Source organism: Cognatishimia coralii, from assembly GCF_037478305.1.
GTDB classification, from domain to species: domain Bacteria; phylum Pseudomonadota; class Alphaproteobacteria; order Rhodobacterales; family Rhodobacteraceae; genus Cognatishimia; species Cognatishimia coralii.
Genome location: NZ_JBBGAZ010000018.1, coordinates 14,825 through 40,960, shown reverse-complemented (window position 1 = coordinate 40,960; position 26,136 = coordinate 14,825). Strand labels below are relative to the sequence as shown.

Below are 26,136 nucleotides of genomic sequence, written 5' to 3'. Positions count from 1 at the left end.
GCAAACTGGCAAAGATCTTTCCCGCACCGCAGCAAACGCGCAAAGCCTGATAGAAAAGGCGCTCGCGCTATGTTCAGCACCGCGCTTTCTGCGTCAGCAACACGTTGTTTTTCCACAGAATCGGCGGGAACCAGACATTCGCTGCTTCTGCGAGACAAACCCGTAGCTAAGGTCAATACAGACATTCATCCGTTAGCGCTGAAGGTGATGCGTCTCTTTACTTTTGTTAGCTGCGTTTTGTAGCTGATAACCTCTTCGCGCTGTAGCCTAACAAGAAGTAGTCCCGGGTCGACATCATGCTGGCTTGCAAATTGCGTGAGCGATTTTGAACTGAATCTCGGAACTTTTGACCCAAAAATCGCTTTGAAATCCGAGACTATCGATCCCGGAATGATTGTCTCCGCGGAGAATCTATCCGCCTCCGCTTCAAGGTCTCTTCCTGCGGTGCCGTTGTTATCTTTATCGATGAAGACAGATTTCTTGCTATGCTCAAGAATGTGGCAGCACTCATGAAAAAACGCGAACCATACGTTGGCTTCATATCCCAGTCGATCACTCACAACGACTACGGCTTTGTCTTTGGTCGCCCAATATGCGGCACCACGAAGTCCAGTGCGAGGAACTGATGGGACCATGGCAACGGCCACACCAGCTTTCGCACAAAGAGATATCAATTCATTCGAGATCTTGCGCCAAGGCTGTTTTGACAGATCCCTAAGGCGCGGAAGCGTCGATCTAAATGTCGCTTCAGAGTAAGGCTCTGTTTCGATGACGTCGGCCCTAATCTCAGCTGCCCTAAGCCAAACTGCAACTCCCAGAGGATCAATACCGTTATGATCTTGTTGTTTAAAACGAGATAAGTCGAGCCGCTTTTGCCAGTGCTGCTCCCATGCGGAAATGCTGCTTACGCCAAAAGCCCTGAGGATATGGTCTACAAGTTCCGATGGATCAGGTTTTTTGTCTAGCAGACCGAGCTTCAACATCTGCGTTACTGGAAATCGTTTGGCCCAACACATTGCCTTCTTCGATGACGCAGCTTGTTCTTCTTTTGAGCGTGCAAGCGACAATTGATGCTTTGCTTCTAGGGCGAGCCAAAAGCCGGCACTTTCCCCAAGCACTCTTTCAAACTGAATTGCCGTTTCTGGTGTAATCGAAACCTTGCCGGAAATGATCTCACTTATAGCTTTTGTCGGCCGACCGGTCCGGCGGGCAAAGTCTACGATCTTGATGCCGCGCTCATTGAGGAACCGGCGCAGGTAGTCACCCGGTACCCTTGGCGCGTAGTCGGGTCTAAACTCAGTAAATCGATCTGTCATTATACTGTTCCTCCCACAGAAATGACGTTGATGCTTTTTATGTCTCGAAGACTTTGACCCACCCTAAATCCTCTTGGTTTGAACAGAACTTGTCCCTTTCCGGATCGCCCGACCGAGAATGAGGGCAGGGACTTTTCAGCCAATTTCTTTCGAAGGACCGGAGGTGATGTGCTTAGATCGGCTAAGGTTGGAGCGGCATCCAGAAAGTACAAAAGATCTTTCACATTCTCCGCCGCCTCATCACCAAGAGCTTTGATGAGATCCCTTCCGCTGTTGCACAGGGCCCCGACGGATGGGGACTCGAAACCGACCTGCATGTGGGACCCTTGACACTGCTCGACGCCTTGGAGCGCCTTGTTTTCATAACGATGATTGTACTTGTTTTTGCCCAGATGTCAAAAAATAAAACATAACACGACATGGGATGAAAAAAGGTTTGACGACTCGTTCTCGCCTGACATAAAAAAGTAACACATCGTGTGTCGAAAAAAGAGGATAAGATGTCTAAGCGAATTCATGTGGTGCCACACAACGGCTCTTGGGCGACCCGGCGTGAAGGGTCATCGAGAGTTGGTTCAACTCATGCAACCCAGACCGAGGCGACAAGCGCGGCCCGCTCTACCGCCATGCGCGAGCGTGGCGAAGTCATCATCCACCGTCCCGACGGCAGAATCCGAGACGCAAACTCTTACGGCAATGATCCGTATCCACCCAAAGGCTAGGAGCCACATACCATGAAGAACGGCAAAGAGCAGAAGACAGTCACAATCATTGTGGAAGGCACCCCTCACGACTGGCCGAAGAAGCAGGAGATCACCTATGCGGAGCTGGTCGCTCTTGAGGTTCCTGACTACTCGCAGCACCCGGAGATCACTTATTCGGTGAAGTTCACCAAGGGTAACGGCAACAAGCCAGTCGGCGTTCTTGCACCAGGCGGTTCGGTCAAAGTGAAAGAAGGCATGATCTTCAATGTATCAGAAACTGGTCAATCATAACGACGACATCGGCCGCCTTGTTAGCAAGGGGTACGCAGTCGGCTGCGATAGCAATTATCTCGTCGTGCGTGATGTACCCTATCTCGATGAGCGCCTGGACTTGGCCTGGGGCGCGATCGTCGCGAAGTTGGTCGCAGTCGACAAGCTTAGATTTGTTCAAGACGACCACCAAGTTTTCTTCGCTGGCGGAGTGCCTTATGGCCTTGATGGCGCACCTATCCGAAACTTGGGCGGTGGGCCGTGTAGTCTTGCGCTCAGTGCCGGTGCGAAGGACGTAGTTGTTCAGAGGCGGTTTTCTAACAAACCCAAGAACACTGGGAGATATCGGGACTTTTTTGATAAAATCGACACTTATATTTCGATCATCTCCGGCCCAGCCATGTCGATGAAAGGGGCTGACCCCTTTACTTTTCGAGTTCAAGAAGACTGCGGGTCAGAGTCTGTCTTCAAGTTTCATGACACGCTGACTAGCCGCGCCGAAATCACCGACTTGTCGGAAGAATTTAGCGAGGAGATTGTTGCGGTAGTAGGGCTTGGCGGAACGGGCGGCTACCTTTTGGACTTTTTGGTGAAGACACCCGTAAAAGAAATCCGTGCTTTCGACGCGGATGTGTTTCACGTGCACAACGCATTTAGATCGCCCGGGCGACTCGATGAATGTGAACTTGGGCGTCCGAAGGCAAACGTGTATGGCGATAGATACGAAAACTTCAGAAACAGCTTCTCATCGCATGAAACCTTCATAGATGAAGAAACCGCGGACTTGCTTGATGGAGTTACTTTTGCTTTCGTATGCGTTGACAAAGGGTCGTCGCGCTCAGAGATTTTCGATGCTTTGATCAGCCGGGGGATTCCATTCATTGATGTAGGGATGGGACTGAAGCGCAGAAGCGGAGCCCTGAACGGAATGGCAAGAGTCACCTACTTTGGTTCTAAAACGGGCGGAGAAACCTTGGTAAAGGGCTATGCTGAACTCGCTGATGGTCCTGACGACTTGTATCGCACCAACATCCAGATAGCAGAATTGAACGCTCTGAACGCCGCTTTGGCGATCATAAGATACAAGCAGCTTCGCGGGTTTTACTTTCAAGATAAGGCCTATGAGCACTTGTTGTTTGATCTGAGCGATCTTGGAACAGTTGGGGAAGTCCTGCCCGATGAAAACTGAGCGCTTCAGACTTGAAAGAGTGGGCTACATGCCCAAGAAACTTGAGCCTTCGGTCTTGTACATTTCACAGGAATTCCAAACCGCGGCACATCTTTGTGCGTGTGGGTGCGGTGTAAAAGTTAGGACACCGCTGGGGCCGACAGAATGGTTGGTTCGAGATACTGAGTCTGGGCCAACTTTGAGGCCCTCGGTTGGAAACTGGCAGCAGAACTGTAGATCCCACTACCTGATAACCAACGGGAAGGTAGAATGGGCGGGCCAATGGAGTGAACAAAAGGTGCTTGCTGGGAGAGCAGCAGAGCAGTCAAGGCGAGAAGCATACTTCAAAGAGCACTATCCTACTCCCAACATTTTTGTTCGAGTATGGAACTGGATCAAGTCCATCTTGGACTAAGAACTGATCGGTCTTTGCCGCTCTTGTGGATGTCTTGGGCCCGGACTAGACCGTTCACGACGGGAATTAGCATCCCATTTTTCGGCTTGGTAAGAGGTGCTACCGAACCGACCTCAAGCAGATCTGAATTTTCCCACGCTGTATTGACGCGACGCCTCGGATTGTCGCTCAAGCATACGTTCGTAGACTTGGCGCTCTTGCTCCAAATCACGTGTCTGATCACCTTGTGCTTGGGCCTGTGGTTGGTTGTTCTGCATCACATTTTGATCCATTTCACGGTCCATCTTTGCCTCCCCACCAAGCAACCCCACTGTGATGCATTGGCCCGTCCAGATCAAGACTTGCCTTGACGGAAGGTAGGAATAGGCAAAATATTGTGTTGATAACTATGGAAAGTTTCCTTCATGCGAAGCCGTGTCGAGCTAGTTTTTGGTTTAGTGGGTCCCATCGGTTGCCCGATTCACGAAGCGAGCGAAAGCCTTGCCGCGACTTTGAAAAAGATGGACTACACCCCGACCACAATTTCTCTCAGCAAGGAGATGGATCGGCTGCTGGCTGCCAAGGGTACAGACTTTGAGGAGACCCCGACATCCGTGCTCCACAACAAGATCAGGAAAGGTAATGCCGTTAGAGAGGCATTCGGGAACAACGCCGTTCTTGCATCAGAGGCTATCAGACAAATTGTCGACTATAGACGTTCAGCGGCCGCAGCCGGCGGCGAAACGGATGAGGCAAAACTGGATGAGCAAGCCGTTGTACCGCTTGATGAGCATGCATTCATCATTGATCAACTTAAGTTGCCCGAAGAGATTGAGCTTCTCACAAAGGCGTTCGGAAAGCGCTTTGTGCAGGTCTCTGTTGTCACCCCCTTGGAACAACGAAAACGGTCTTTGACCGGAAGAATTCGGACTGAACAACATGGTTGGGACAATGAAAGATGTGAGCAGCATGCGGATGAATTGATCGCCATCGATCAAAACGAAAAAGCCGAAGACCGAGGTCAGCGGATTTCAAAAATATTCCATCTTGGAGATGTTTTCTTCGATGGAACCTCTGAAGCTTCAATTGAGCATTCTAGCCAACGGTTCATCAAGGCATTCTTCGGAAGAAATAACGTTGCTCCAACTTCAGACGAGTTTGGCAGCTACATGGCGAAGGCTGCATCGCTCAGGTCAGTTGATTTGTCGAGACAAGTCGGTGCGGCGATCTGCACTTCGTTGGGTGATCTCATTTCTATTGGATGCAATGAGGTCCCAAAGTACGGCGGAGGCAATTACTGGGACGAAGAGGAAAATAAGCGACGCGACATCGATCTTGGAGGCGAAGCTAACAAGAATGAGATTAATCGCATGATTTTTGACTTCCTGGGCATCCTGAAAAAACAAGGTCTAATAACTGGAGATCTTACAGTTGAAGAGATCTTGAACGATCCCGATCATCGTAAGGCTATCAAGAAGTCTCTTGTTTCAGGAGTCACTGAGTACGGGCGCATGGTTCATGCTGAAATGAATGCACTTGCAGACGCTGCACGTCTTGGTAGGTCGGTCAAAGGATCCACCATTTTTGTGACGACATATCCATGTCATAACTGTGCGAAGCATCTAGTAGCGTCAGGGATCGAACGCATCGTGTTCATTGAGCCCTACCCAAAGAGCAAAACCGAAAGTCTGTTCCAGGATATCATCGTGCCTGACACGCCTGATACCGCCACAGTTTCGATCGAACATTTCTATGGTGTCTCCCCGCGGCGTTACCGCGACATTTTTGAGAAGGGGAGCCGACAGACTGACGAAGGAGAAGTCGAAAAATGGTACGAGGGTTATGCCGCTCCTCGCTTGGGCAACATAGAAGTTGGGGGCACTCCGCGAGAGCTATTTGCGATAATTGAGAACCTATACAGTTAACGCCGCGATCAGTTTTGGTTTCGGAGCTTGTTGGTCCAACAGATGTGATTTAGACCTTTTGATCTTGGCATAAATGCTCCGAGCCGCAAGCAACGTGGAGTCATCTGCCCTCTAGCGACAATCACGATTTTTTGGTGCTCAACTTTTTGCATCGGTGGCGTCAGATTTGCATTTGCAGCGAATGTCTCCTCTGAAGGGCCGGGCTGCAGTGATGCGGGCCTTCGGCCAATGGCAGGTATGGGCCGATTGCGGACTGTGTATTATGGGCGGGTTGCCGACATTCGCTGCAGGTGCGTGGCAAACGCTGGCAATTCAGCAAAGCAGCCGTTCAGAACCACTACCGGTTGCTTCCGAAACTAAGTTTCGCACTGAACGTGTCGTACAGCTATGGGCCGTCCGCGAAGACGGCCCAAGTTGTCAGATTTCAATGGCCTCTGCGATCGCAAGGGCATCTTCCAATTCAACGCCGAGATACCGGACGGTGCTGTCCATTTTTGTGTGCCCAAGTAGGAGCTGGACCGCCCTTAGGTTGCCAGTCTTCTTGTAGATCTGTGTGACTTTGGTCCTTCGCATCGAATGCGTTCCGTACGCGCTGGCCTCCAGACCGATCGACGTGACCCAATCCCGGACGATCCGGGCATACTGGCGTGTCGAGATGTGCAGACGTTCATGGAACCGACCCGGCCATAGGTACTCCGAGCCGACCATGAGTTCATCCTCCATCCACTTTTCTACAGAGGCGCATGTGCCTTCGGATATTTCAAACCGCACGGGTTTCTTGGTCTTGCTTTGTAGTTCAGATGCCCGTTCTTTGATCTGAGCAGACGCCATGACGTCGACGACTTTCATCTTCACAAGGTCGCAACCGCGCAGCTTGCTGTCGATCGCCATGTTGAATAGTGCAAGGTCGCGATGATTTTCGGCCAATTCAAGTCGGACCCGGATCGCCCAGACATGTTTTGGCTTCAACGGTCGGTTCCTGTCGACGATCCGCCCCTTGTTCCAAGCGGGACGGAGTGCGCGAATGGCTGGTAGGTTCGGTGTGGTTCCCATGGCTGATCCTCCGATCCGCCATGCCCTCCCAGAACGACAACCCCGCGTTGCCATTTCGACGGTAGCACAAATCTCAAAAGAGCCTTCGGGCCTTAATCTATCCGACGCATCCACAGCATGCATCGCGCCGCGCATTCGACGGGATCAATAACCGTAGTAGACAGATTGCTTCTAACCGTATCTGCGACTTCGACCATGCCTGCACAGCCAAGAATGATTGCGGATATGTCGTCTTCTTGTTCCGCAAGCAGAGCTTCTTGTGCAACCACCTTACAGGCACGTTTGGTGTTCGTTTCTAATTCCAGAACCGGAATTTCCGACGCGCGGACCTTCGATAAAACGTGATCGAACCCATACCGCTCAATATTTGACTGAATGATTGGCTTTGAGACTGAAAGAGTTGTTACGACGCTGAAACGCCAGTTTCTGAGGGCCGCATAGTGATAGGATGCCTGGCCAATGCCGATCACTGGGCAATCTGCCAAGTCTGCTGCATCCTCAAGCGCAGTGTCATCAAAGCACCCAATAATGATGCCGTCAGCGCCTTGCGCCGACGCTTGCTGAACCAACTTTAGCAATGGCGCGCGCGCAGCTTCTCCGTCGGTGACGCCTTGAATAGCAGGAGGGCCTTCATGTGAGGTCCAGCCCTCGAACGCCAACTTGGGGGCTGACCTGCGTGCTTGGGCTAGCATGGCATCAGTCATTGAGCGCGTGCTGTTGGGGTTTATGATGATCACGGCCATTAGATCATGCCTTTGCCAGCATCGGACCCTTGCCGTGCGCGGTGGTGGTTCAATAGCCAAACGACAAGCAGAAATACACCGATCACAAGCAGGGAAAACAAGGTCGTCAGCGTGCCCAAGGCGAACAACACCGGCGTAGTCACGTTAGTCGTCATGCCGAAAATCTCGAGCGGCAGCGTGTTGTAGCTGCCGGAGGTCAGCAAGGTTCGGGCGAATTCGTCGTAGCTGAGCGTGAAGCCGAAGAGAGCAACTCCGATCAGTGATGGCGCGATAATGGGCAGCACTACATGACGGATGACCTGCCACGGACTTGCCCCCAGATCACGTGCAGCTTCCTCGTAAGAGCGGTCAAAACGATTAAATACAGCGAACATGATCAGCAAGCCGAACGGCAATGTCCAAGTCAGCTGCGCGCCAAAACCGGAGCTCGACCAGTGCACTGGCAGGCCGGATTGTGACCAGATGAGTCCAACGCCCAGAGATATCAGGATTGAAGGGATCACCAGCGACGTAATGATGAGGTAGAACAGGACCGTGGACCCTACAAAGCGCTTGCGAAAGGCCAGCCCGCCCATGACCGAGACCACAACAGTCGTCACCATCACCATTAGTCCCAGCACCAGTGAGCGGCTGAATGATCCCCATATATCGCCCACAGCTTGTTGTTCGAACAGGTCACGGAACCAATGCAGCGAAACGCCACGCATCGGGAAGGTCAAACCGCCGCCCGGGCCTTGGAACGACAGAATCCCAATCGTCACGGTTGGGCCGTAAAGAAAGATCAGGAACAGCACGAAGAAGGCTGTCAGTGCGTAGAAAGACTTAGGACGCGGCTCCATTATCATAGCTCCTTGCGGATATCGACGAAGCGCAGAAGCGTTCCGATCAGGATAAGGACAGTGACCAGCAGGATCACCGCGGTTGCTGACGCAGACGGATATTGCAGCAAGGCGATGTCGTTCTGGATCAGCCGCCCCATGTTGGCGGATTGACTACCCGACATGAAACGCACCGTGATGAAATCGCCCATTACAAGTGCGACGACAAAGATTGTTCCGATCATGATCCCTGGTTTGGTAAGCGGAATGATCACATGCCAAAGCGTTTGCCAACCAGTTGCCCCCGCGTCTACCGCCGCCTCAATCAGAGATTTGTCGATCCGCATCATGGTGTTGAAGATCGGGACGACCATGAACAGCGTGTAGAGATGCACGAAAGCAAGGATGACGCTGAAGTCGCTGAAAAGCAGCCATTCCAGTGGTTCATCTATGACACCCATTGAGATCAGCGTCGAATTGGCAATCCCGTTGCGCCCCAGAAACGGGATCCAAGAGATCATACGGATAATGTTCGAGGTCAGAAACGGAATCGTGCAGAGCAGGAAAAGCGCAATTTGCCATGTCAGGCTGCGTATGTGAAAGGCTAGGTAATAGGCCACCGTAAAGCCGATCAATAGCGTGAAGACCCACGTAATCAGGGCGTACTTGAATGTGTTCAGGAAGACCCGGTACGTCACATCCGAGGTCAGCAGGAATTCGTAGTTATCGAATAGAAATGCAGGGTAGATCGACCACTCTGTCGCGCCCCAGAAGCTGACCACGACGATCATCAAAATCGGAGCGACAAGGAATATCAGCAGCACCAAGGACAATGGCGCAGCCAAGAGCCAGCCTATGACTGTATTGTTTCGCAAATCTGCCCCTGCCGTCTTTTGAAGAATTTCTGTATGCCGGAGGACCGAAGCCCTCCGGCGTGCATCGCTTAAGCTGCGATGAATTCGTTCCACTTGCGGACCATGTACTGGTTCTCATCCATGACGGAGTTCCAGCACACAACAGAGCCCATGCGGTCGAGGAAGGATCCACCGTCGCGCACTTCGCCGGGCCCGGCCAGTTTCGCTCCAGTTGGGGAGACGATGTCGCCCTGAGACTCCTTGCCCTCGTACCAGTACCCCCACTCGTCTTCGGACATGAACTCTTTGGAGGTGCTTGGCACAGCAGAGTAATAGCCCTGACGCATCAGATAGCCGCCGACCCAACCAGAAAGGTACCAGTTGATGTATTCATAAGCCGCGTCCAACTCCATGCCGGAAAGGGATGCCGACAGGCCAAGACCGCCGCCCCAAGAACGATAGCCTTCTTCCAGCGGCTGGTAGACGCATGGAATACCTTGCGAGCGTACTGCGGTAATGGCTGGCGACCACATAGACTGGATGACGACTTCGCCCGAAGCCATCAGGTTCACGCTCTCATCGAAGGATTTCCAGAACGCGCGGAACTGGCCGTTTTTCTTGGCCTCGGTGAAGATACCAAGCGTCAGGTCGATCTCCTCTTTGGTCATGTTGCCCTTGTCGGGATAGGTGTATTCGCCCATAGATTCGACGACGAGCGCCATGTCCATGATCCCGATGGAAGAGATATCGAGGATCGACGCCTTGCCCTTGAACTCTGGGTTCAGCAACTCGGACCAATTGTTGATCGGACGACCGATAAGATCGGGACGGATGCCGAGGGTGTCGGCGTTGTAAATTGTCGGGATCAAAGTCATCCAACCAGATTCTTCCTGCACGAACTCGGTGCCGTCGACGCCTGTAGTGAACCCGACAGTGTGCGGTGCGGTCCCCTGGGCGATAGTGCTTTCAGGAGTCAAAAGACCACTGCGGAACGTGCCCGCAATGTTATCGTATTGGGCGATTTTGGAGGTATCCATCGCCTGCAGGTTGCCTGCGGCCCAGACCTTTTTACAGATGAAGTATTCGATATCAGCGATGTCAAAGCTGTTGGGCTGTGTTGCCGCACGCTGGGTCACGCTATCGGTATCCAGCGCGGTCATTTCCAGATCAAAGCCTAAATCCTCTTTGACTTTCAGGGCCACGTCGTTCAAGTTCGACACCCCGGTGCCAAACTGGCGCAAGGTGATATTCTTCGTCTCTTGTCCCCATACCATTGGAGCCGGAAGCGCGGCGGCCGCCACCGCCGCGCCACCCGACTTCAGCAGCGAGCGACGCGAATAGCGTACTTTGGAGATTGTCGTCATGGTTCGTCCTCTCTGTTGAACGGTTCGTTATCCAGCCAAGGCATGTGCCGCCTCAGCCTCCCAGTCGAGGCCGATTGCCTCGCCCAACTCCTTCGGATTGCCGAAGAAATCCTTGTCAGACAGCAGTGCCGTCACCTCTTGGTCGCCCGGAACCGAAGCGGTCAGGGCAACATGCGTGCCCTGGTATTCGATGTTTGTGATTGTGCCCGGCAGTTTTGCTGCCTTCGCAGTTGTCAACGTCAACGCGTCCGAACGCACGGCGACCATCCCCTCTGGCATCGCCATAACGTTATGTGACCCAAGGAACCGGGCCACGAATGCTGTCTTAGGCGCATCGAAGACCGCGCGCGTTTTGCCAGCTTGCTCAATCTTGGCATCGTTCATGACAACGATCTCATCGGCCAGCGCTAAGGCTTCATCCTGACCATGGGTCACATGAACAAAGGTTATGCCCAGTTCTCGTTGCAGCTTTTTCAACTCGGCGCGCATACGAATACGCAGGAAAGGGTCGAGCGCTGACAAAGGTTCGTCCAGCAGCAAGACATCGGGCTCAGTGATCAACGCCCGTGCCAAGGCCGCACGCTGTTGTTGCCCGCCTGAAAGCTGTGCAGGCAGACGGTCCGCCATGGCCGTCATATCAACGAGCTCCAGTAGCTCTTTGGCACGGGCATGACGGGTGTTTTTGTCGACGCCTTTCATGGTCAGGCTGAAGGCGACATTGTCGAGCACACTCAAGTGCGGGAACAGCGCGTAGTTCTGAAACATCATGGCTGTGCCACGTTTAGCTGGCGTCAAGGTGGAAATGTCTCGACCGCCGAGGGTGATCGACCCATCAGACACTGTTTCATGTCCGGCGATCATACGCAGGGTCGAAGACTTCCCGCACCCTGACGGCCCCAATAGACAAGCATACGTACCCGCGTCAAAATGGTAGCTGATCGCGTCAACTGCGACAGTAGTGCCATAGCGCTTCGTCAGGCTGATCAGTTCGAGATCGATCTTTTGCTTCATGCCGCCCCCAAAAGGTAGTGTGGCAACGCTGCCCTAGGCCGATTGTTACAACAAAGATTAATCCGCTAAACTTGTGAAGGAGCTACGCTGAGCGGTTAGAAATCAAGCACGGCCAAGCACGTGTGTATAAAAAACAGGCATTAATTGTATACAATATGGGTTCGTATTGTTTGAGATGTTGTGCTTGATCAGTGAAGTTAGCAGGGTTTTGGCAGAGGAACCGAAATGTCAAACATCACCAAAGAGAAGCTCGCGGCAGAGGACATTGCTGCACAGCTGACAAACGCTGTGCATGAGCATCGGCTCAAGCCCGGAGCTAAGCTGCGCGAAGATGAGGTGAGCGACGTCTTTGGCGTCAGTCGGACTATCGTTAGGCAGGCTTTGCGAGCACTGGCGTTTGAAGGCCTGCTGACAATTGAAAAAAACCGCGGGGCGTTCGTTTCAAAGCCTTCGCTGAAAGAAGCCCATGAAGTGTTTCAGGCCCGCGCGCTGTTGGAACCCAGCACAGCACGGTCCGCCGCCGAACGCACTACAGTTGATGATATTGCCCTGCTTGAACGGCACATTAAGGAAGAGCATGAGGCGCTTGATCGAGATCAGCCTGGTCTGGCATTGAAGCTTTCGGGGGACTTTCATCTGGAAATCGCCCGAATTGCGGATCAGCAAACGATTGAGCAATTCCTAAAACAGCTCGTGTCTCGTTCCTCGCTGGTTATCGCGCTCTACTGGAAACGGCGCAATGCCTTGTGCGAAAGCAACGCTCACCACGCCCTTGTTGATGCATTGCGCAGCCATGACGGTTCCGCCGCCGAAGCCCTTATGAAGGGCCACCTTCTGGACATCTATTCCCAGCTCGACTTGCGCGAATGTGATAAGGGGGCAACGTCTTTGAAAGAGGCGTTGCGGAAATAAAGAACTTTCGAAACACAGTCGGTTTTTACACTTAAACGATACGTCACAGCGAATGTCCGGAATGGGGGCTGCAGCTGCGGCATTGATAGGTGCCAGCCAATGACCGCTCTGGGACGAGAGCGATATCAAGGGCAGTTGCTAACACGACCTAAGCGTTCGTCTGGGGTGGATCACCGAGATTGATGCCTATCCGCTGGGGTGTTTCTGCCAGCAGTGAAGGCGGTGGAGATCTTGGGCAAGGTGTTGCTTGATGAAGCGCAAGACGGAAACGGCCCACGTTGGGAGCCGTAACGAAGGATGTGGCAGCACAGCGATTGTTGTTATTTCTGTTTCTTTGTGCGCGACAATTTTGCGGCAGGCTTAACCTTACTGAAATAGATCATTATAAAGCTGAATTGCCTTTTTTCTTACCAATTGATTGGTATTTGATGGCGTCAGCCCATTTATCGAGGAGTTTGGAAATAGGATATACTCGACGGTTTTGCCCAAACTATAGTTTTTAACCTTCGCGCAGAACTTAGGGTCATTGGCAACCCGCTCAGCACAACGTGTATGACCAAGCGCGTCGAAAAGCGCTAAAGAACCCTCGCCGATCTTATTATGTGGCCCGCCATCCGCAACTAGGACCGGGATCACTTTGTCTTCGAAGACAACGACCCCAACATCTCCAATCTGGACGCCAGTATTGTCTCGAAATTCACGTGACTCACGATCATTTGGCCTACCTGATTTCAAGCTATCGTATGGAATTACGACATAGGGAACGAGATCCGACGTCACATATGTGCGCCTCCATTTGGGTAGGTTTTCATCTCCCGGAGAGAGCGATTTATATCGATAAGTCGTAGGGCATTGATCGGTGGCGCCTTTTACACCAGCACAGGGTGGATAGCCTCCATCAACATCCACTGACATTTTCGCTTTGAAGCTTATGGCGGTGCCTTCAAGACGATAAAACCCATCCAGCATGTTAAGGTCTCTGCGCCGAGGATTTGGATGCCGGCAACGTTTGTTACCTTTCATTTGCCGACCATTGAAAATGTTCTCGCGATCACATCTTTGAAATTGTGATGCGTAGTCTACTAAGATTGGTTCTCGGCTAGGTTTGGCGTATTCTTGACCAGATGTGACGCTATTTTCAAAATGTTCTGCTTCAGTAGTCGAACTGTTAATGCACCCGGCAAGTGCGATGGCGGAAAAACTGTAGATGATAGCTCTAAGCATTGGCAAATTCCTGAATGTAATTGAGGTTCTAAAGTGTAATCAGCTTAAGAAGATGGGAACGTAACGCAATTGATTTGTTCGCAGGATACGGTCTGGACTGTTGTTGCACTTTTTCAGCGACCTCACTGGTCCGGTTAGACCTAGGAAAATTAGCTGCGAATATTCATCTCAATCTTTCCGGTTAAGGATCACCAGCAAATGCTAGAAATTTTCCAACCCGATCCAGTCGGAATTTGATGGCTCTCGACTAAATGGATCTCTCAGACCAAGCTCTTCGATTGTGTGATCTTTTTTACCATAGTTACAGGGAGCGCAGGTTATAATCACATTATGGATGCTGTTTGTTCCGCCAGCGGAATGTGGAATGAGGTGGTCGAATTGCAACCACATTGCTTGGAACGCCGCATGTTGTGAAACATTGGTTTTGCCCCATGGCACCGCGACGGGATAAGTACGACGAACCTTTTCGCGAATGCGTTTGTGAATAACGGGGATACCACAGAAGCGACAATGAAAGCCGTCGCGTTTAAGAATGAGCCTTTGCTCTTCAGCATTTGGCATTCTTTTAACGACCCGTTCAGTTTTCGCTAAAACAGGATGCCTTCTCAATTCTGGCCGCAGGTTCAAAAATTGTTCGCTGTTGGCGCCCCAAAGAGATTCAGTCCAAGCACGGATTTCATCCCTGTTCGCTTCCTTGAAATAACTTGCAGCTGTTTCATGGTCCCCAGCATTGTGTGCGTCCACTGCTTGACGTAGCAAATTTGCCCTTTCGAAGATCTCGGCGATGGGTTCCCGCAAGCAATTTCTCAAGATTTGATCACCGAAACCCGTTTGAATCGATCCAGCGCGACATCAACTGGCGGTTCAGAAAACACTCATCTGGAATATTGCGTCGCTTGATGCGCGCAATTTTCTCCGCATAGGCAACCTGTTTGGAGCTTGGCCGATCATCACGCACAGCCGCGAGCTGCTTTGACTGATCGATCCAACAGCTAAGCGCCCGACGATCCTGCCGAACATCCCATGGCAACACCAGATTACGCGCTCCAGCAATCTTACGAGCGTATGCCATTTGCTTTGCGGTGGGCGGTAATACGTTGGTATTTGCGGTGTGTTCGGCGGTGTTTTGCATGTCTCATCTCCTATTTTGAATATAGATCAAAACGGGAACAAATGCAAGTATGTTGTGGTTAGTTAGCTTCTGATCACAATATATTGTGATAGAGAAAGAGGACTTTGTGATGAGTGAATTTCATTCAGGAGAAAGTCATGTCCAAGAACCGCAGCGTCTACACAAAGCCTTTCGGCGAAAACCGCCATCGAGATCTCAGTGCTTACTATGACAAAGGCGGGATGCCCTAGTGGGATTACTGTACGAAACCCAGGGGGATATATATTGCGTCCCACTGCTATGCGAGGTCCCAAGGCCTTCGTTCCTGGTCAACTGGTCAGAAGGCTGACGGCTATCCCACCCACTGGTGGGCGTACATCAAACATGGCGCAACTCACTGGCGGCGTTTTTGAGACCAAAGGGTGGCTAGTAGCACACGAGCGCCAAGCCGCCAAAGCCTTCAAAATCGAAAGCATACCTTTGGCCGTGGCAGGTGAACGCGAATGGACCGATACGGCCCTAATCTGGGGATAACTCGATAAAATCCGCGAGCGCTTTCGTCAGAACAAAAATTCCGAGCTGATCTTGTTTCACAAGGCGGACAAAATCGGAGTGGATGCAATCGCAGCAGCATGGGCGCGCTCGCGTAAGGTTGCTCAAGTCACTTTCGTGCCTAATTGGCGCGCCTTTGGCAAAGCCGCAGGCTTTAAAGCGATTGACCAAATGCTCGACACACCAAACCCGCTAGGCGGTGTTGCCATCTTTGGCAAAACAGGCATCGCTTTAAACCTTGGTCAAAAGGCCGAGGACGAAGGCATAAAAGTCATGCGAATTGACCGCCCAAGAGACTAGAGCGCTCTTGCTCAATTTTCAGGGAGGCCCACTCGGCAGAGTGGGCCTTTCCCGAAACGAGAAGCCGACGGTGTGCGACCTGAAGCGAGCCGGGGGCCGGGACGCCCCCAGCACGGCTGCAGGCCACGCGCCTGTGAGGCGCGCACCAGGCCGACTTGCGCGGCCGGAAATACAGACTCGGTACATCAGGAACAAACGATGCAGGTGGTGTTCGGCTGATTACCATGAATCCGCTGAGCAGATTCATGGGCCGAACGAGACGCAGGCAAACAGTCCCGTCATTGACTCATACTGGTCAAGGCTTTCACCTGGCGGAAATCGGCAGGCTCGCACGTCGGCTGCGCCGATCCTTGACTCTGCACGGCCCTCAGACGGCGACCGCATGCTGCGGTCTTGGCCGGAAAAATCAGCTCAATTCACTTATGTAAAGATCAGGAGTTAGCAAAATGGCTCAAGCTATGCAGATCGATACACTGAAAGCATCCAACACTCTTCAAGACGCGGGTTTCGACAAGAAACAAGCGGATGCGATCGTGCAAACCATGTCGAGCGCCGATGCATCTGGCTTTGCAACAAAGGCAGATATCAAAGTTGAGATTTCAGACGCGAAATCCGAAATCCTCAAATGGATGTTCGGTGCCTTGGCGGGTCAAACCGCCTTGTTGATCGCGGTAATCCGGCTCTTTTGAGCCGCCCTTCGGGATTGAATTGGGTCGCCTTCTGGCGACCCTTTTATTTTGTCAGTTGCGTCTTACGCGCTTGCACGCTGTGTCCCCCACTTCGGTGGTTAAAGCGTTTCCACGAAACATTAAACCAAAAGAGTGGCCAAAATCCCATTCGAGCGAAGCTAGAGGCAAGGATTTTGGTCTCAACAAGACGTGGAAACGCTCCAGGCAGCTTTGGCTGTTTCTTCACCATTCAAAGGCGCGCCGAACTATGTGGCGAATGCAATCTGATCTTGCCCAGGGAAGGAAACGCTCGTCCGCGTGATCATGTTACCGGACGCTCCGGTGATCCCACCTTGGTCATTGCTGCGTCAGTCATCATCACATCTGTTCCAACGGAGCATCCGTCTTGTTCGTAATACAGTCAGTTTGTGAAGCTGGGCCGACTGGTCTCCATAACTCGTGTTTCTTCTTGATGAACATAAGCGCGGCGTCGGAGAGGCGGCAAACGCGCGGGCGTTTGCTTCAACAGAAAAATTCCCCTTATGCGGAGACACGATGAATAGGATCCAAGTTCCCTGCCTCTCGCGGCGCTCGAACGGGATTTTGTATGCATATTCCTTTTGATCGTGTTCCGCTTCATTCCTCGCGCAGCAATTTTTCGGCTGACAACTCCTTGGGCCGAGCTTTTGGGCATGTTCATCGAAACACTCAGATTGGAGACACCAAATGGCTCAGCAAACTCTCAAACTCAACGTAAAGACAGGCGAAAAAGACGGACGCTCCTACTGGGACACATGCGGCGTCGCGTTCGTTCACACCAACGACCAAGGCGACATCACCTCAATCACCGTACGCCATAACATGTTCCCAACTGTCGAAATGGTTGCCTTCCCCAAACGGGACCGCGAGCAGAACGACGACAACGTCATCGAATAACACTCCCTCCTCCTCCCTGGCAAAGAGGGCAGCAGAAGCTGCCCTCTTTAACCTTGCGACCTCAGTGGTGGTAAGTAGTCCCAGTGATCAGGCATTCTTCGCGTTTCTACGAAAGCCCAATAACTGGGACATTGTGCTGCCGCACAGGCTACCCGCTTCGCGGGTGGGCATAGCGAGAGTGTGGTGAGCACAACCTAGCGGGTATTTGGCGCAAGTATAGAGTGTAATTCATGGGACTTCGGAAAAACCTGACCCATCAAGAGAAGTCGTGTGGTTTGGATGTGCCGAGTGCTGATTTTAAATGTGTCGATACTGAAGTTCTGGGCGTCTGCCTGAACAAGTTCAGTCACCGGGCTCTAGTCCCACCTCAGCGCCATGCGCCAAGCTGGAACCGGAACTCAAACCCTGACAATCCCTGCGCCAATAGACTTTGACTTGTCTTTCCGAGCCAATCCAAACCCTTTGTCCCATGGTCATTTACAGGCTCCTATTTCCGCCGAAGGTCACGATCCCATGACGCGGCCGCGGTTTACCACAGGCCCACGCTCCGATGTGTGGGTCTGCGCTCAGGACCTGCTGCGGCGCTGGGATGATTTCTCCCGAGGTCGAAACAATCCGCGCTGGAAAACACGCGGCGGGCGTCCAGTCGAGCTGAAGCTCAAAAGCAAGAAAGAAGTGGCTCTGAAAGTAAGGTCGGGTGGATGATTAACCCGAGCGAACACGGCTTCGCATAACCCGAGCAAAGCTCGCCCTCCGGGAAGGTTGGTTCTACTCAGCCTCATCAAATGTTGAGCTTGTGGCGATGTTGCAAATGGGGGCGTTCCGCCCCCCGAGCGTCAAACGGAATATTCGGCAAAACTCTGTCTAAAGCAGGCATCTAAATCCCGCCTTCTCAGGGGTGTGGGTGAGGATCGGTTGCGCGAGGAAGATTCAGTGTGACCCTCTCCCCCCTGTTTGCCGAGAGAAAAAGGTAAGCGCACGGGATGAACCGTCGCGCCTCAAAACTCGAAAGGCAGGACTTTATGACAACATATCGATTGAACTCATCTCAATTTGTGCATTCACCTGGCGTTATCGCTTGGGCCATCAATGGCTACGCATTTGAACAGGATCGAGCAACGATACTTGGCATCATTGGGGATACGTTCCCAACGCTACCTGTTGATGCTGTAAAGCAATTTCTGTAGCAGAACGTCTCTTATGAAGTCGAAGACGAGGCCGTCGTCTTTTCCGTGGAGGAATAGGCCATGGTAGCGTTTGCATTCACAGTGGAGACCGAGTGCGGTCCGGTAACGGTTCACACCGACGAGCTTGAGCAATTCCTAACTGGCTTTGAAGTCGATGTCGCCACACGACCACCGGCTACATTGATCGACAAAGATCAGACGTTTCACTTGCCATATCTCATTGGCTACAAAGGCCCGCTCCTGATGGGCCGATGCGCAAACGGTGATCGGGCTATCGGCTATGAAGAAAGAGTTTGAGATGGACAAGGCTCAGCCCGCTTCAAAGCCGCAATCAATCCGTGAGCTTCCAATGACCTTTGCCCAGTTTTACAAAACAGGGCGCGCGGTAACGATTGCGCAGGCCTGTGAAGAAATGGGCGTTGAACGCGATATCTTCGAGCTAAAGGGAGGAACGCGCCGGGTATGGATTTATGCCGATGCCCTATATCTGATCGAAAAGAACGACGGATACCTCTGGACCCTTGTCGCCCGTGACGAGTTTGCCAGCTTGAGCCAAAGCAAGGTCGCCGCGTTCCTATACTACGAATGGTATTGCTCCGAGCATGTCGACCGCGAAAGCTGGACGCTGGACACGCTCACCGAGTTGGCGACCGGCTGGTTTGAACACCACTCAATCACGCCCGCCTCCATGGACGAGGCGCTGCTGGATTTGATCGCAACCAATGCCCCATATCGCCAGATCTCTTTTGCAGAATGGTTCATTGAGCTTTGGGACGAAGCCGAGCGTTCGCAACTAGCAACCCAAGCGGACGGATATCGAAAGTCGATGAAGGCGCGCCAGTAATGAAGGAAAAAGGAAAAGAAATCTTTGTGATGTGTGGCGCTATTATCTATAAAAAACAGTGTATTAGCGCCTCATTTCCTTGTGAAAAACAGAGGTTTCGTGTACAATTAACGCGTTGTTTTAACGGCTTGATTTTAGAACGGATGACGTAAAATGGATATGAATTCTGATTTCAAATTGCAGCTCTTTGGCTCTGTCGCGAAAGATGACTTTCCAGCCCTCTCCGCTGCCCTGAAGCTCGCGAAAGTGGAGTTTGAAGGTCGCGACACCCTGCTCGATCTTATCGTGAACGGTGCAGGATCTTTCCTCACATTGAAGGAAGAAGATCTGCTCACCCTGGAAAGCTGCCTGATCAAAGTCTTGGTCGGACTTGGAATTTCCTTCACCCTCATCTGGGGGGCAACCGCAACACGCGTGCCAGGTATTATGACCTTTTCAGCGCAGAGCGGTAAACGTGCAATGGTCGCCGGTTTGGCCGATCAACCCGAAGTGGTGCAAATGCCAAACGCTTATCAAGAGCCGATGGCTCTGGCCGCCTAAGTCAATCTAAGGACAGCTTTATGTTTCGAACTCTCCTTCGAGCACTTTGTGCTTTATTCATTGCCGTACCAGTCGCACATGCGGAAACCATACCATCAAGATCGATCTATCTCGTTGATGGAGATACCGCTAAGTACAGGGGTGAGAACTATCGCCTCGTTGGCTATGACACCCCAGAAACCTGGAAGCCCAAGTGCGGCTTTGAAAAAGCGCTTGGTGAGGCCGCAACCGAACGAGCGCGGGAGTTGGTCAACGACGCTCGCGCCATCGATCTCATTGTATTGCCAGGCAAAGACAAATACGGCCGTGGCCTCGCGCGCATCCTGATACAAGGTCAAGATCTGGGCGACATCCTAATCAGCGAAGGATTGGCTCGTAGATATGTCAGCGGCAAACGTCGGTCTTGGTGCTGAGTTGGATCATGGCACGCTCAAAGTATCCAAAGTTTAGCGAGGTTCAGGCCCGCGCTGATTTTCCAGCTATCCTCAAGCACTATGGGATTAAGGCAAAGCCAGCGGGTGACGAGCTCGTATGCAGTTGTCCGTTCCATGAAGACAAGACACCTTCATGTTTTATCCATCCTGAAAAGCGACTGTTTAAATGCTTTGGATGCGGGATAGGAGGGAATATATTTGAGTTTGTCCGTCTCAAGGAAAACCTCGGCGATAGTGGTCACGAACTCGGGATTATCTCCAAGATCATTATGGACGTCTGCGACATTCCCTTGTCTGACGTGACCGGCAATCGAGCTTCCTTACGAAAGCCCAGAGGCACTTCAAAAGTGCACACAGAAACTACCAAAAAAGAAAAGAAAGTCAGTGAAGTGAATAAGCCACTAAGCTTTCAATTGCACCTAGCGCACAATATCCCTTTCCTGAAATCCCGTGGGATCTGCGAAGAAGCAGAACGCGTCTTTGGGCTGGGTGTGGCCAAACGAGGGACATTGCGCGGGCGCATTGCCATTCCAATTCACAATAGGAATGGCGAGCTCGTGGCCTATTGTGGGCGTTTCGCCAGTGAATACCCTCCGGAAGGAGAACCCCGCTATAAGCTGCCCAAGAACTTCAATAAGGGGTTGGAACTCTTCAACCTGCATCGCGCCATGGCGCTCAAACTCGACTACGTTGTGATCGTAGAGGGCTTTTGGTCAGCGATCCGACTTCACATGCTCGGAGTTCCTTGTGTTGCGCTGATGGGATCTCACGCGCGTCAGACACAGCTCGATCTTATTGTCACCTCTGGGTTCAAACGCGCCTATGTCGTTCTTGATGGCGACGAAGCCGGCAGGCTCGGTGCTGAGAAAGCCACAATTGATCTCGCCGGCTATATGATGGTTCGGCGCATCGATCTCCCCGATGGCATTAAGCCCGACACTATGGATCAGAAATGGATTGATCAGCTGGTATGACCGTCACCGCGTCAAACTATGCGCTCAAGGAAAATGATCTTTATGAGACCGAACCTTGGGCCGTCTATGCCCTGATCAGATCTCTCAAGAAGCTTGGCCTCTGGCGTTGCGGCAAGATCTGGGAACCTGCCGCAGGCAATCATGCATTGATGGAGCCATTCCTATCCTCTGGTGCCAACACCGTGTTGGCCTCTGACATCGCGACCTACTCAAAGCCGCATGCCTTCCACTTTGATTTTCTCAGTGATGACTTTCCAATCACGGAGATGGGCGATTTTGATCTCATCACCAATCCGCCATACGGGCATCGGAATTTTGTAGCGTCAAAGTTTGCGGCCAAAGCACTGCAGCGTTGTCCTGGCGTGGTCGCTTTGCTGCTCACAGCCAAATTTGATTTTGGAAGTACCCGCAGTCATCTATTCCGCGACAATCCAAAGTTCAGAGCAAAGCTCGCTCTAACCGATCGGATCTCATGGGAAGGCAATGGCGAGACCGGCACCGAAGATCATGCGTGGTATATTTGGGGGCCAGTAGGTGGGCGACGCAGGCAACCGGTTGTGATGTATGACGGGCGGGAAGGGTGTACGTTTAAGGAAAAACCAAAACCTCGCAACCTAAGAGCGATTAAAAAGTAGGGCCATTTAGCCAGGCGTTACCAAAAACACGACAAATTACTTCAAGCTCAATTCACCGCTATAATAACTGGCATTGATTTGCGACTCGGCCTTTGGAGAACAATGTATGAAATGGAATTCCTTCTTTGCTTCAGCTTTCGTCTTATGTTTGACACCGTACACTTCTGTAATCGCCCAGACTGCGGCCACAACGGCACAATGTCGAGGAGGACAAGTTTATGAAGATTTTCCCGGGATTTATTGGAAGCGCAATGATGGTTCAATCCAAAAAATCTATGGTCAAGGTCACAGACTATGGGCAATCGCGAGTTGTGGCGAAGGCGTTGTTGTTGCCATGAGAAATAATCTACACAATGGTTCGGTGTGGATTCGGTATTCGCCTGATTGCCAGAACCCACATGGCGGTGGAAGCACGGAGCGAGTGTATGGTGGACAGGCAATAGTTAAAGATCTAATTGAGAATCCGTTTGGACCTGGGGTACTGGCCGTTTTTAACTCCAATGAGATTTACTATAGCCCAGACTGTCGAAACCTAAGGGGTGGAGGAAGCACCATAAAGATTTCGTCGGAGTAATTTGGTATCAAACTGGCTCAGCAAGAGCCTCCTCAACCCGCTTGCCATCATTCTGAGTGTACTAGGGCGCTCTCTTTTTATTTGGAAGCTCATCTACGCGTTGGAAGACATCATAGAACAGATGATAGAACGACGTTACTTTCTTTGCGTCTGCCGAGCCAACCAAGAGAAGTTTATCGATGAACTTTTGAAAAAGTATGGCTCGCGTAGCCTACTATTCCGCACCTAAGACAATGCCTTTTGATCACTGCTTCGTGGGGAAACGATTTTTAATCTACTGAACAAATACGGGCTAAAAAAGCGAGGTCACCATCACATAAACAAGGCTCGCGGAACCCAGAAAACAGAACAATTGCTTTGCAAAGTAGCTCCAGCCTCGAACTTTGTATGAAAGCCACTTTTTGCTGTAGCGATAGGAGTTATTTCCATCGTTGGTTCTTGTTAAAGCTCGTGCCGCAGCCCGATCACCAGCAATATACTGTATGTAGTCGAGAAACACAGTCAGAGCTCCGAAGGCTCCGAATGCTCTGATGTACCAAGTGTAGCTTTCAAAAAGCTCTTTGGCGTACTGCTCACCAGAAACTGTAAGCGTGTAGTAAATGGCAACTAGGCCAAAGCCAATAAACCTGCATGTCTCACTGACCCTGCCAGTCACGTACTGTTTCTGCTCCAGAACCGCTTTTTTGCGGTCTGCTAAAATGTCGGGTGCCAAGTTTGGTGTGGCTGCTGAATCCTTTGCAGCCATACCGGGTGTGATCTCATCTGCGGTATCTTGGTCCTTAGAGTCGTTCATCTCTTTATACCCGTCTTTATGCCGGGGCCTGGATCATCCGTATCGTCGTCTCCACTAGGGGACGTTCCATTGATACGATCTCGAAGCAGCTTACCAGTCTTGAAGAAAGGCACTTGTTTTTCTTCGACGAAAACAGGTTCACCGGTTCTTGGGTTGCGGCCAACTCGCGCACTACGTTTTCTTACAGAAAACGCTCCAAATCCTTTCAACTCTACGCGTTCACCGCTTCGCAATGCTGCAGTAATCTCGTCAAATATGGCATTTACAATTCGCTCAGCTTCGACCGCAGACAAGCTTCGGTCTTCGCGAGCAATTCTACGAGCAAGCTCATGCCGACTAACGGTTTTTTCTGTTCGCAAGTTAGTTCCAATACGATGGCATCGTGTTTCTAAGCTAATTGCTTCGGGTGAATTTTGCAACTCTGGACCGCCATTCGAACTATAAGTTCTCGACAACCTTACATAACTCAGTACTTCAGCATGCCGTGTTTTTCTGGCTGTCGCGAGAGCCGTCGAACCCCCAGTTTGTATGCTAACCGGCTGTCGTCTTAGCGCAAACATCCCAACCAGGGCCGGGGTCTGCGCCCCGGCGTTTTCTTGGCGGCTGTTGGATCGTGGGCGGTACCCACCCTGATCCCTGACGTGATCAGGTCCACCCCCGAGGGATTACCAGGTACGCGCTTTCCTGCTTTGCATAGAACGAAGAGGGCTCAGCTTTTGAAAACATCCAACGGATTGGCATTTGAATCAGCGTGGACATCATCCGGCTCAACAGAGCTACCTTGCTTCCGCTTCTTTCGCTCACCCAAACCCTGACGGTTTTCAAAACTGACCATGATTGATCTGGGATGTTGTTTGCGATGATCACTCACATAGAGAATGCCGCGAATGATGTTTCCAATGATGAGCAACGCGGAGAGCACCAATAAACACCACGGCAGGATATCTTCGGTCAAACTCACGATTGCAAAGAGAAGACGGTCAAAACCGGATCCCGCAAGAACCCCGTACTGGCGCTCAAAAAAGGTCACAGCAATCCCACCATCGAGCTTAACAACCGGCCAGACAACAAAGAGCACCAATGCGGTCAAACAGGTCACGGCATTTACAGGGCTTTGCAGGTGTTCCGGCTGGGAGATCCACAGTACCGCTAAGATGATTGTGATGTGCGCAAGCAGGGCAACCAACAGATAGTTGGCGTATGCCCAGCCTGCATTGTCCAGCGCATGGCTCAGACTTGCCAAGGCAATCCAAAAGACCGCAACAGCTATGATGCGCTTAACCAGACCGACTACGAACTCAAGCATCTACGGTTTGATCTTCTCTGTGCTGCGCTTTGAGCGCTGAGTAGGTCTTTGCCAAACCTTCGAAAGCCGCACGCGCATTCTCCTGTGCTGACTTAATGCCAGACGAGGAGGGGAGATCCTGCAGAAGCTTGCCTTGAGTGAACATTTGCTTGAATGCGTCTTTGTCCAATATGGGAGGATCAAGCACAGGGATGTCGGCTTGGGTGAGTGAAGATCGCAGCTGCTTTTCTGTCTTGGTGCGAATGGCAGCAGATACCCGAGTAGGAACAACGATGCGCGGAATAGGTTCGTCTATTCTTTCATCCAAGGTTTGAAGATAAGCCTCGACCTTCTCGACTTCCTGTCTGTCGAGCTCAGAATATTGCATGGGCAATAAGATCAAATCCACGAAGCGGGGTAGGCGTGCCATCCGCATGTTCTCAGATCCTTCTGTATCGACCAGCACAAAATCGGCGAGCTCGGTTGCGCGCTCGATGGTGTCAGCAAGGGTCGCGCCATCGGGATCATCATCTAAGAGAACAGGGAGCCTGGACTCCTTCGGAAACTTGTTCTGCCAATTCTCCAGTGGCTGATTGGGATCCGTATCCACCAATGCGACGGAGCCGCCCAGACGGATAATTTCGCTTGCGAGAATTGCGGTGAGTGTTGTTTTGCCGGTGCCGCCTTTTGTGTTTACGCAGGCCCAAATTTTACAGCTCATCTTTCACCTTCATACTTAAATTGTCGCCCCTGCTTTCGGCCAGCGCTTTCGCGGCACGGCGCAGGGTAGAATTCATTGTCCAATCTTCTTGATTGGCTATGTCGTAAAAATAATTAACCACGTCATTATCTACGCGCTGACTGAACGGGACTGTCTTTGTCGCCCGTTTCTTTTTGCGCCGCTTGCCAGATGCGGAGTCCTCAGAAGATGAAGCAACCGCCTTCCGCGGTGCTGCTTTTGGAGCTTCCTTTTGTTCCACATTGGTCGATGGCTTGGGTGCTGGCTTTGGCTTAGTTTCACGAACACTTTTAGACTTCGTATTGTCGATCTCTGCGAGAGCGTTTTCAAACGCGCCTTTTTGCCCAGCCATTGCATTGCACTCCTTTTGCAAAGTCATCGTATGCCATTGCACTGCGTATGCAATGGCAAAAGACTGCTAAAGCATACATTTGTATGGCATTGCCATTGCATTAGCATTTCTTGCATAGGCAAAACATGTATCTGCCATACAAAAGCAAGGCATTGCACTGGCAATAGCATTGCAGCAACTAGGCAAAGCCTGTTCTTATAAATGGCTTTCCAACAATCCTTGTTTTTAAGCCCTATGGGCGCGGAGCCCTGTTTGTGCAGGGTGGGGGGCGTGGAGTTCCCACCCTTGCACAAAGATCCGCAAACGATGCCCTGGCGGGATGTTTGGCGAGATCTAAGGGGCAGGCTCGCGCCGGAAATTGAGTCTGCGCGTTCCGGACAAGTGAATGCGTGCTTTGAGGTGTTCAAATTCCCTGCCTCTCCCTTCGGTCGAACGGGATTTCGAGCCCGTTTTTGA

31 protein-coding genes and 1 pseudogene are annotated in these 26,136 nt (G+C 51.7%); 16 read left to right on the top strand and 16 right to left on the bottom strand.

Annotated features, from left to right (window positions below; all coding sequences use genetic code 11):
* Positions 1–185: 185 nt before the first annotated feature.
* The gene (locus WG622_RS18140) at positions 186–1,316 is read right to left on the bottom strand and encodes a HigA family addiction module antitoxin (RefSeq protein ID WP_339404785.1); all 1,131 of its coding nucleotides are present in this window, start codon (positions 1,314–1,316) and stop codon (positions 186–188) included.
* A 500-nt stretch (positions 1,317–1,816) separates the two neighbouring features.
* Here WG622_RS18140 and WG622_RS18135 point away from each other — a divergent pair, with 500 nt between their 5' ends.
* The 4 genes from WG622_RS18135 to WG622_RS19260 are packed head-to-tail and all read left to right on the top strand — an operon-like array spanning position 1,817 to position 3,873.
* Entirely contained in the window at positions 1,817–2,038 is a 222-nt protein-coding gene (locus tag WG622_RS18135) for a DUF2188 domain-containing protein (RefSeq protein ID WP_339404784.1), read from the top strand.
* Positions 2,039–2,050: 12 nt separating this feature from the next.
* Positions 2,051–2,311, top strand: coding sequence for a multiubiquitin domain-containing protein (locus tag WG622_RS18130; protein ID WP_339404783.1), 261 nt, complete (start codon positions 2,051–2,053; stop codon positions 2,309–2,311).
* Positions 2,286–3,479, top strand: a complete 1,194-nt coding sequence (locus WG622_RS18125) for a ThiF family adenylyltransferase (RefSeq protein WP_339404782.1) — start codon at positions 2,286–2,288, stop codon at positions 3,477–3,479. The genes WG622_RS18130 and WG622_RS18125 overlap by 26 nt, the downstream gene beginning before the upstream one ends.
* Positions 3,469–3,873: a ubiquitination-like system serine protease family protein gene (locus tag WG622_RS19260; protein ID WP_369077076.1), complete on the top strand. Its 405-nt coding sequence runs from the start codon at positions 3,469–3,471 to the stop codon at positions 3,871–3,873. Before WG622_RS18125 ends, WG622_RS19260 begins: the two co-directional genes overlap by 11 nt.
* 113 nt (positions 3,874–3,986) lie before the next feature.
* Here the strand turns inward: WG622_RS19260 and WG622_RS18120 are convergent, their stop codons facing one another.
* Positions 3,987–4,157, bottom strand: coding sequence for a hypothetical protein (locus tag WG622_RS18120; RefSeq protein ID WP_339404781.1), 171 nt, complete (start codon positions 4,155–4,157; stop codon positions 3,987–3,989).
* A gap of 120 nt (positions 4,158–4,277) precedes the next feature.
* Between WG622_RS18120 and WG622_RS18115 the strand changes: the two genes are divergently transcribed.
* Entirely contained in the window at positions 4,278–5,777 is a 1,500-nt protein-coding gene (locus tag WG622_RS18115; RefSeq protein ID WP_339404780.1) for an anti-phage dCTP deaminase, read from the top strand.
* Between the two features lie 417 nt (positions 5,778–6,194).
* Here WG622_RS18115 and WG622_RS18110 read toward each other — a convergent pair whose 3' ends face one another.
* From WG622_RS18110 to WG622_RS18085, 6 genes are all read right to left on the bottom strand, one after another.
* A complete protein-coding gene (locus WG622_RS18110) occupies positions 6,195–6,830 on the bottom strand; it encodes a tyrosine-type recombinase/integrase (RefSeq protein WP_339404779.1) in 636 nt (211 codons plus the stop codon).
* A gap of 92 nt (positions 6,831–6,922) precedes the next feature.
* Positions 6,923–7,573: an aspartate/glutamate racemase family protein gene (locus WG622_RS18105; RefSeq protein WP_339404778.1), complete on the bottom strand. Its 651-nt coding sequence runs from the start codon at positions 7,571–7,573 to the stop codon at positions 6,923–6,925.
* Positions 7,573–8,412: an ABC transporter permease gene (locus WG622_RS18100; RefSeq protein ID WP_339404777.1), complete on the bottom strand. Its 840-nt coding sequence runs from the start codon at positions 8,410–8,412 to the stop codon at positions 7,573–7,575. The genes WG622_RS18105 and WG622_RS18100 overlap by 1 nt, the downstream gene beginning before the upstream one ends.
* A gap of 2 nt (positions 8,413–8,414) precedes the next feature.
* On the bottom strand, positions 8,415–9,266 hold the full coding sequence (locus WG622_RS18095) for an ABC transporter permease (RefSeq protein ID WP_339404776.1): 852 nt from the start codon (positions 9,264–9,266) through the stop codon (positions 8,415–8,417).
* Positions 9,267–9,334: 68 nt separating this feature from the next.
* Positions 9,335–10,600 (bottom strand): ABC transporter substrate-binding protein, encoded by a 1,266-nt coding sequence (locus WG622_RS18090; RefSeq protein ID WP_339404787.1) that lies wholly within the window; start codon positions 10,598–10,600, stop codon positions 9,335–9,337.
* A gap of 36 nt (positions 10,601–10,636) precedes the next feature.
* Complete coding sequence (locus WG622_RS18085) at positions 10,637–11,620, bottom strand: ABC transporter ATP-binding protein (protein ID WP_339404775.1); 984 nt, start codon at positions 11,618–11,620, stop codon at positions 10,637–10,639.
* Positions 11,621–11,845: 225 nt separating this feature from the next.
* Here WG622_RS18085 and WG622_RS18080 point away from each other — a divergent pair, with 225 nt between their 5' ends.
* Positions 11,846–12,532, top strand: a complete 687-nt coding sequence (locus WG622_RS18080; protein WP_339404774.1) for a GntR family transcriptional regulator — start codon at positions 11,846–11,848, stop codon at positions 12,530–12,532.
* Positions 12,533–12,898: 366 nt separating this feature from the next.
* Here WG622_RS18080 and WG622_RS18075 read toward each other — a convergent pair whose 3' ends face one another.
* The 3 genes from WG622_RS18075 to WG622_RS18065 all read right to left on the bottom strand — a co-directional run bounded on the left by WG622_RS18075 (position 12,899) and on the right by WG622_RS18065 (position 14,888).
* Positions 12,899–13,756, bottom strand: a complete 858-nt coding sequence (locus tag WG622_RS18075; RefSeq protein WP_339404773.1) for a glycoside hydrolase family 75 protein — start codon at positions 13,754–13,756, stop codon at positions 12,899–12,901.
* A gap of 201 nt (positions 13,757–13,957) precedes the next feature.
* Positions 13,958–14,554: an HNH endonuclease gene (locus WG622_RS18070; RefSeq protein WP_339404772.1), complete on the bottom strand. Its 597-nt coding sequence runs from the start codon at positions 14,552–14,554 to the stop codon at positions 13,958–13,960.
* A 19-nt stretch (positions 14,555–14,573) separates the two neighbouring features.
* Positions 14,574–14,888 (bottom strand): hypothetical protein, encoded by a 315-nt coding sequence (locus tag WG622_RS18065; protein WP_339404771.1) that lies wholly within the window; start codon positions 14,886–14,888, stop codon positions 14,574–14,576.
* Positions 14,889–15,251: 363 nt separating this feature from the next.
* Here WG622_RS18065 and WG622_RS18060 point away from each other — a divergent pair, with 363 nt between their 5' ends.
* From WG622_RS18060 to WG622_RS18015, 10 genes are all read left to right on the top strand, one after another.
* Positions 15,252–15,401: a hypothetical protein gene (locus WG622_RS18060; protein WP_339404770.1), complete on the top strand. Its 150-nt coding sequence runs from the start codon at positions 15,252–15,254 to the stop codon at positions 15,399–15,401.
* A gap of 9 nt (positions 15,402–15,410) precedes the next feature.
* Positions 15,411–15,719, top strand: coding sequence for an SLOG family protein (locus WG622_RS18055; RefSeq protein WP_339404786.1), 309 nt, complete (start codon positions 15,411–15,413; stop codon positions 15,717–15,719).
* A gap of 446 nt (positions 15,720–16,165) precedes the next feature.
* Complete coding sequence (locus tag WG622_RS18050; protein WP_339404769.1) at positions 16,166–16,408, top strand: hypothetical protein; 243 nt, start codon at positions 16,166–16,168, stop codon at positions 16,406–16,408.
* A gap of 705 nt (positions 16,409–17,113) precedes the next feature.
* Positions 17,114–17,323, top strand: a complete 210-nt coding sequence (locus tag WG622_RS18045) for a hypothetical protein (protein WP_339404768.1) — start codon at positions 17,114–17,116, stop codon at positions 17,321–17,323.
* A gap of 1,247 nt (positions 17,324–18,570) precedes the next feature.
* Positions 18,571–18,807: a hypothetical protein gene (locus tag WG622_RS18040; protein WP_303963344.1), complete on the top strand. Its 237-nt coding sequence runs from the start codon at positions 18,571–18,573 to the stop codon at positions 18,805–18,807.
* Between the two features lies 1 nt (position 18,808).
* Positions 18,809–19,354, top strand: coding sequence for a hypothetical protein (locus tag WG622_RS18035; protein WP_339404767.1), 546 nt, complete (start codon positions 18,809–18,811; stop codon positions 19,352–19,354).
* 153 nt (positions 19,355–19,507) lie between these two features.
* Entirely contained in the window at positions 19,508–19,894 is a 387-nt protein-coding gene (locus tag WG622_RS18030; protein WP_303963341.1) for a hypothetical protein, read from the top strand.
* Between the two features lie 20 nt (positions 19,895–19,914).
* A complete protein-coding gene (locus WG622_RS18025) occupies positions 19,915–20,307 on the top strand; it encodes a thermonuclease family protein (protein WP_303963339.1) in 393 nt (130 codons plus the stop codon).
* An 8-nt stretch (positions 20,308–20,315) separates the two neighbouring features.
* Complete coding sequence (locus WG622_RS18020; RefSeq protein WP_303963336.1) at positions 20,316–21,302, top strand: CHC2 zinc finger domain-containing protein; 987 nt, start codon at positions 20,316–20,318, stop codon at positions 21,300–21,302.
* Positions 21,299–21,937 (top strand): hypothetical protein, encoded by a 639-nt coding sequence (locus WG622_RS18015; RefSeq protein WP_303963334.1) that lies wholly within the window; start codon positions 21,299–21,301, stop codon positions 21,935–21,937. Before WG622_RS18020 ends, WG622_RS18015 begins: the two co-directional genes overlap by 4 nt.
* Positions 21,938–22,803: 866 nt before the next feature.
* On the opposite strand, the gene WG622_RS18010 is transcribed toward WG622_RS18015, so the two are convergent.
* The 5 genes and pseudogenes from WG622_RS18010 to WG622_RS17990 all read right to left on the bottom strand — a co-directional run bounded on the left by WG622_RS18010 (position 22,804) and on the right by WG622_RS17990 (position 25,680).
* Positions 22,804–23,304, bottom strand: a complete 501-nt coding sequence (locus tag WG622_RS18010; RefSeq protein WP_339404766.1) for a hypothetical protein — start codon at positions 23,302–23,304, stop codon at positions 22,804–22,806.
* A 65-nt stretch (positions 23,305–23,369) separates the two neighbouring features.
* A pseudogene (locus WG622_RS18005) lies at positions 23,370–23,864 on the bottom strand (HU family DNA-binding protein); the annotation flags it as partial.
* A 149-nt stretch (positions 23,865–24,013) separates the two neighbouring features.
* On the bottom strand, positions 24,014–24,610 hold the full coding sequence (locus tag WG622_RS18000; RefSeq protein ID WP_339404765.1) for a hypothetical protein: 597 nt from the start codon (positions 24,608–24,610) through the stop codon (positions 24,014–24,016).
* Entirely contained in the window at positions 24,603–25,310 is a 708-nt protein-coding gene (locus tag WG622_RS17995; RefSeq protein ID WP_339404764.1) for a nucleotide-binding protein, read from the bottom strand. Before WG622_RS17995 ends, WG622_RS18000 begins: the two co-directional genes overlap by 8 nt.
* Positions 25,300–25,680, bottom strand: a complete 381-nt coding sequence (locus WG622_RS17990; protein WP_339404763.1) for a hypothetical protein — start codon at positions 25,678–25,680, stop codon at positions 25,300–25,302. The genes WG622_RS17995 and WG622_RS17990 overlap by 11 nt, the downstream gene beginning before the upstream one ends.
* Positions 25,681–26,136: the final 456 nt, after the last annotated feature.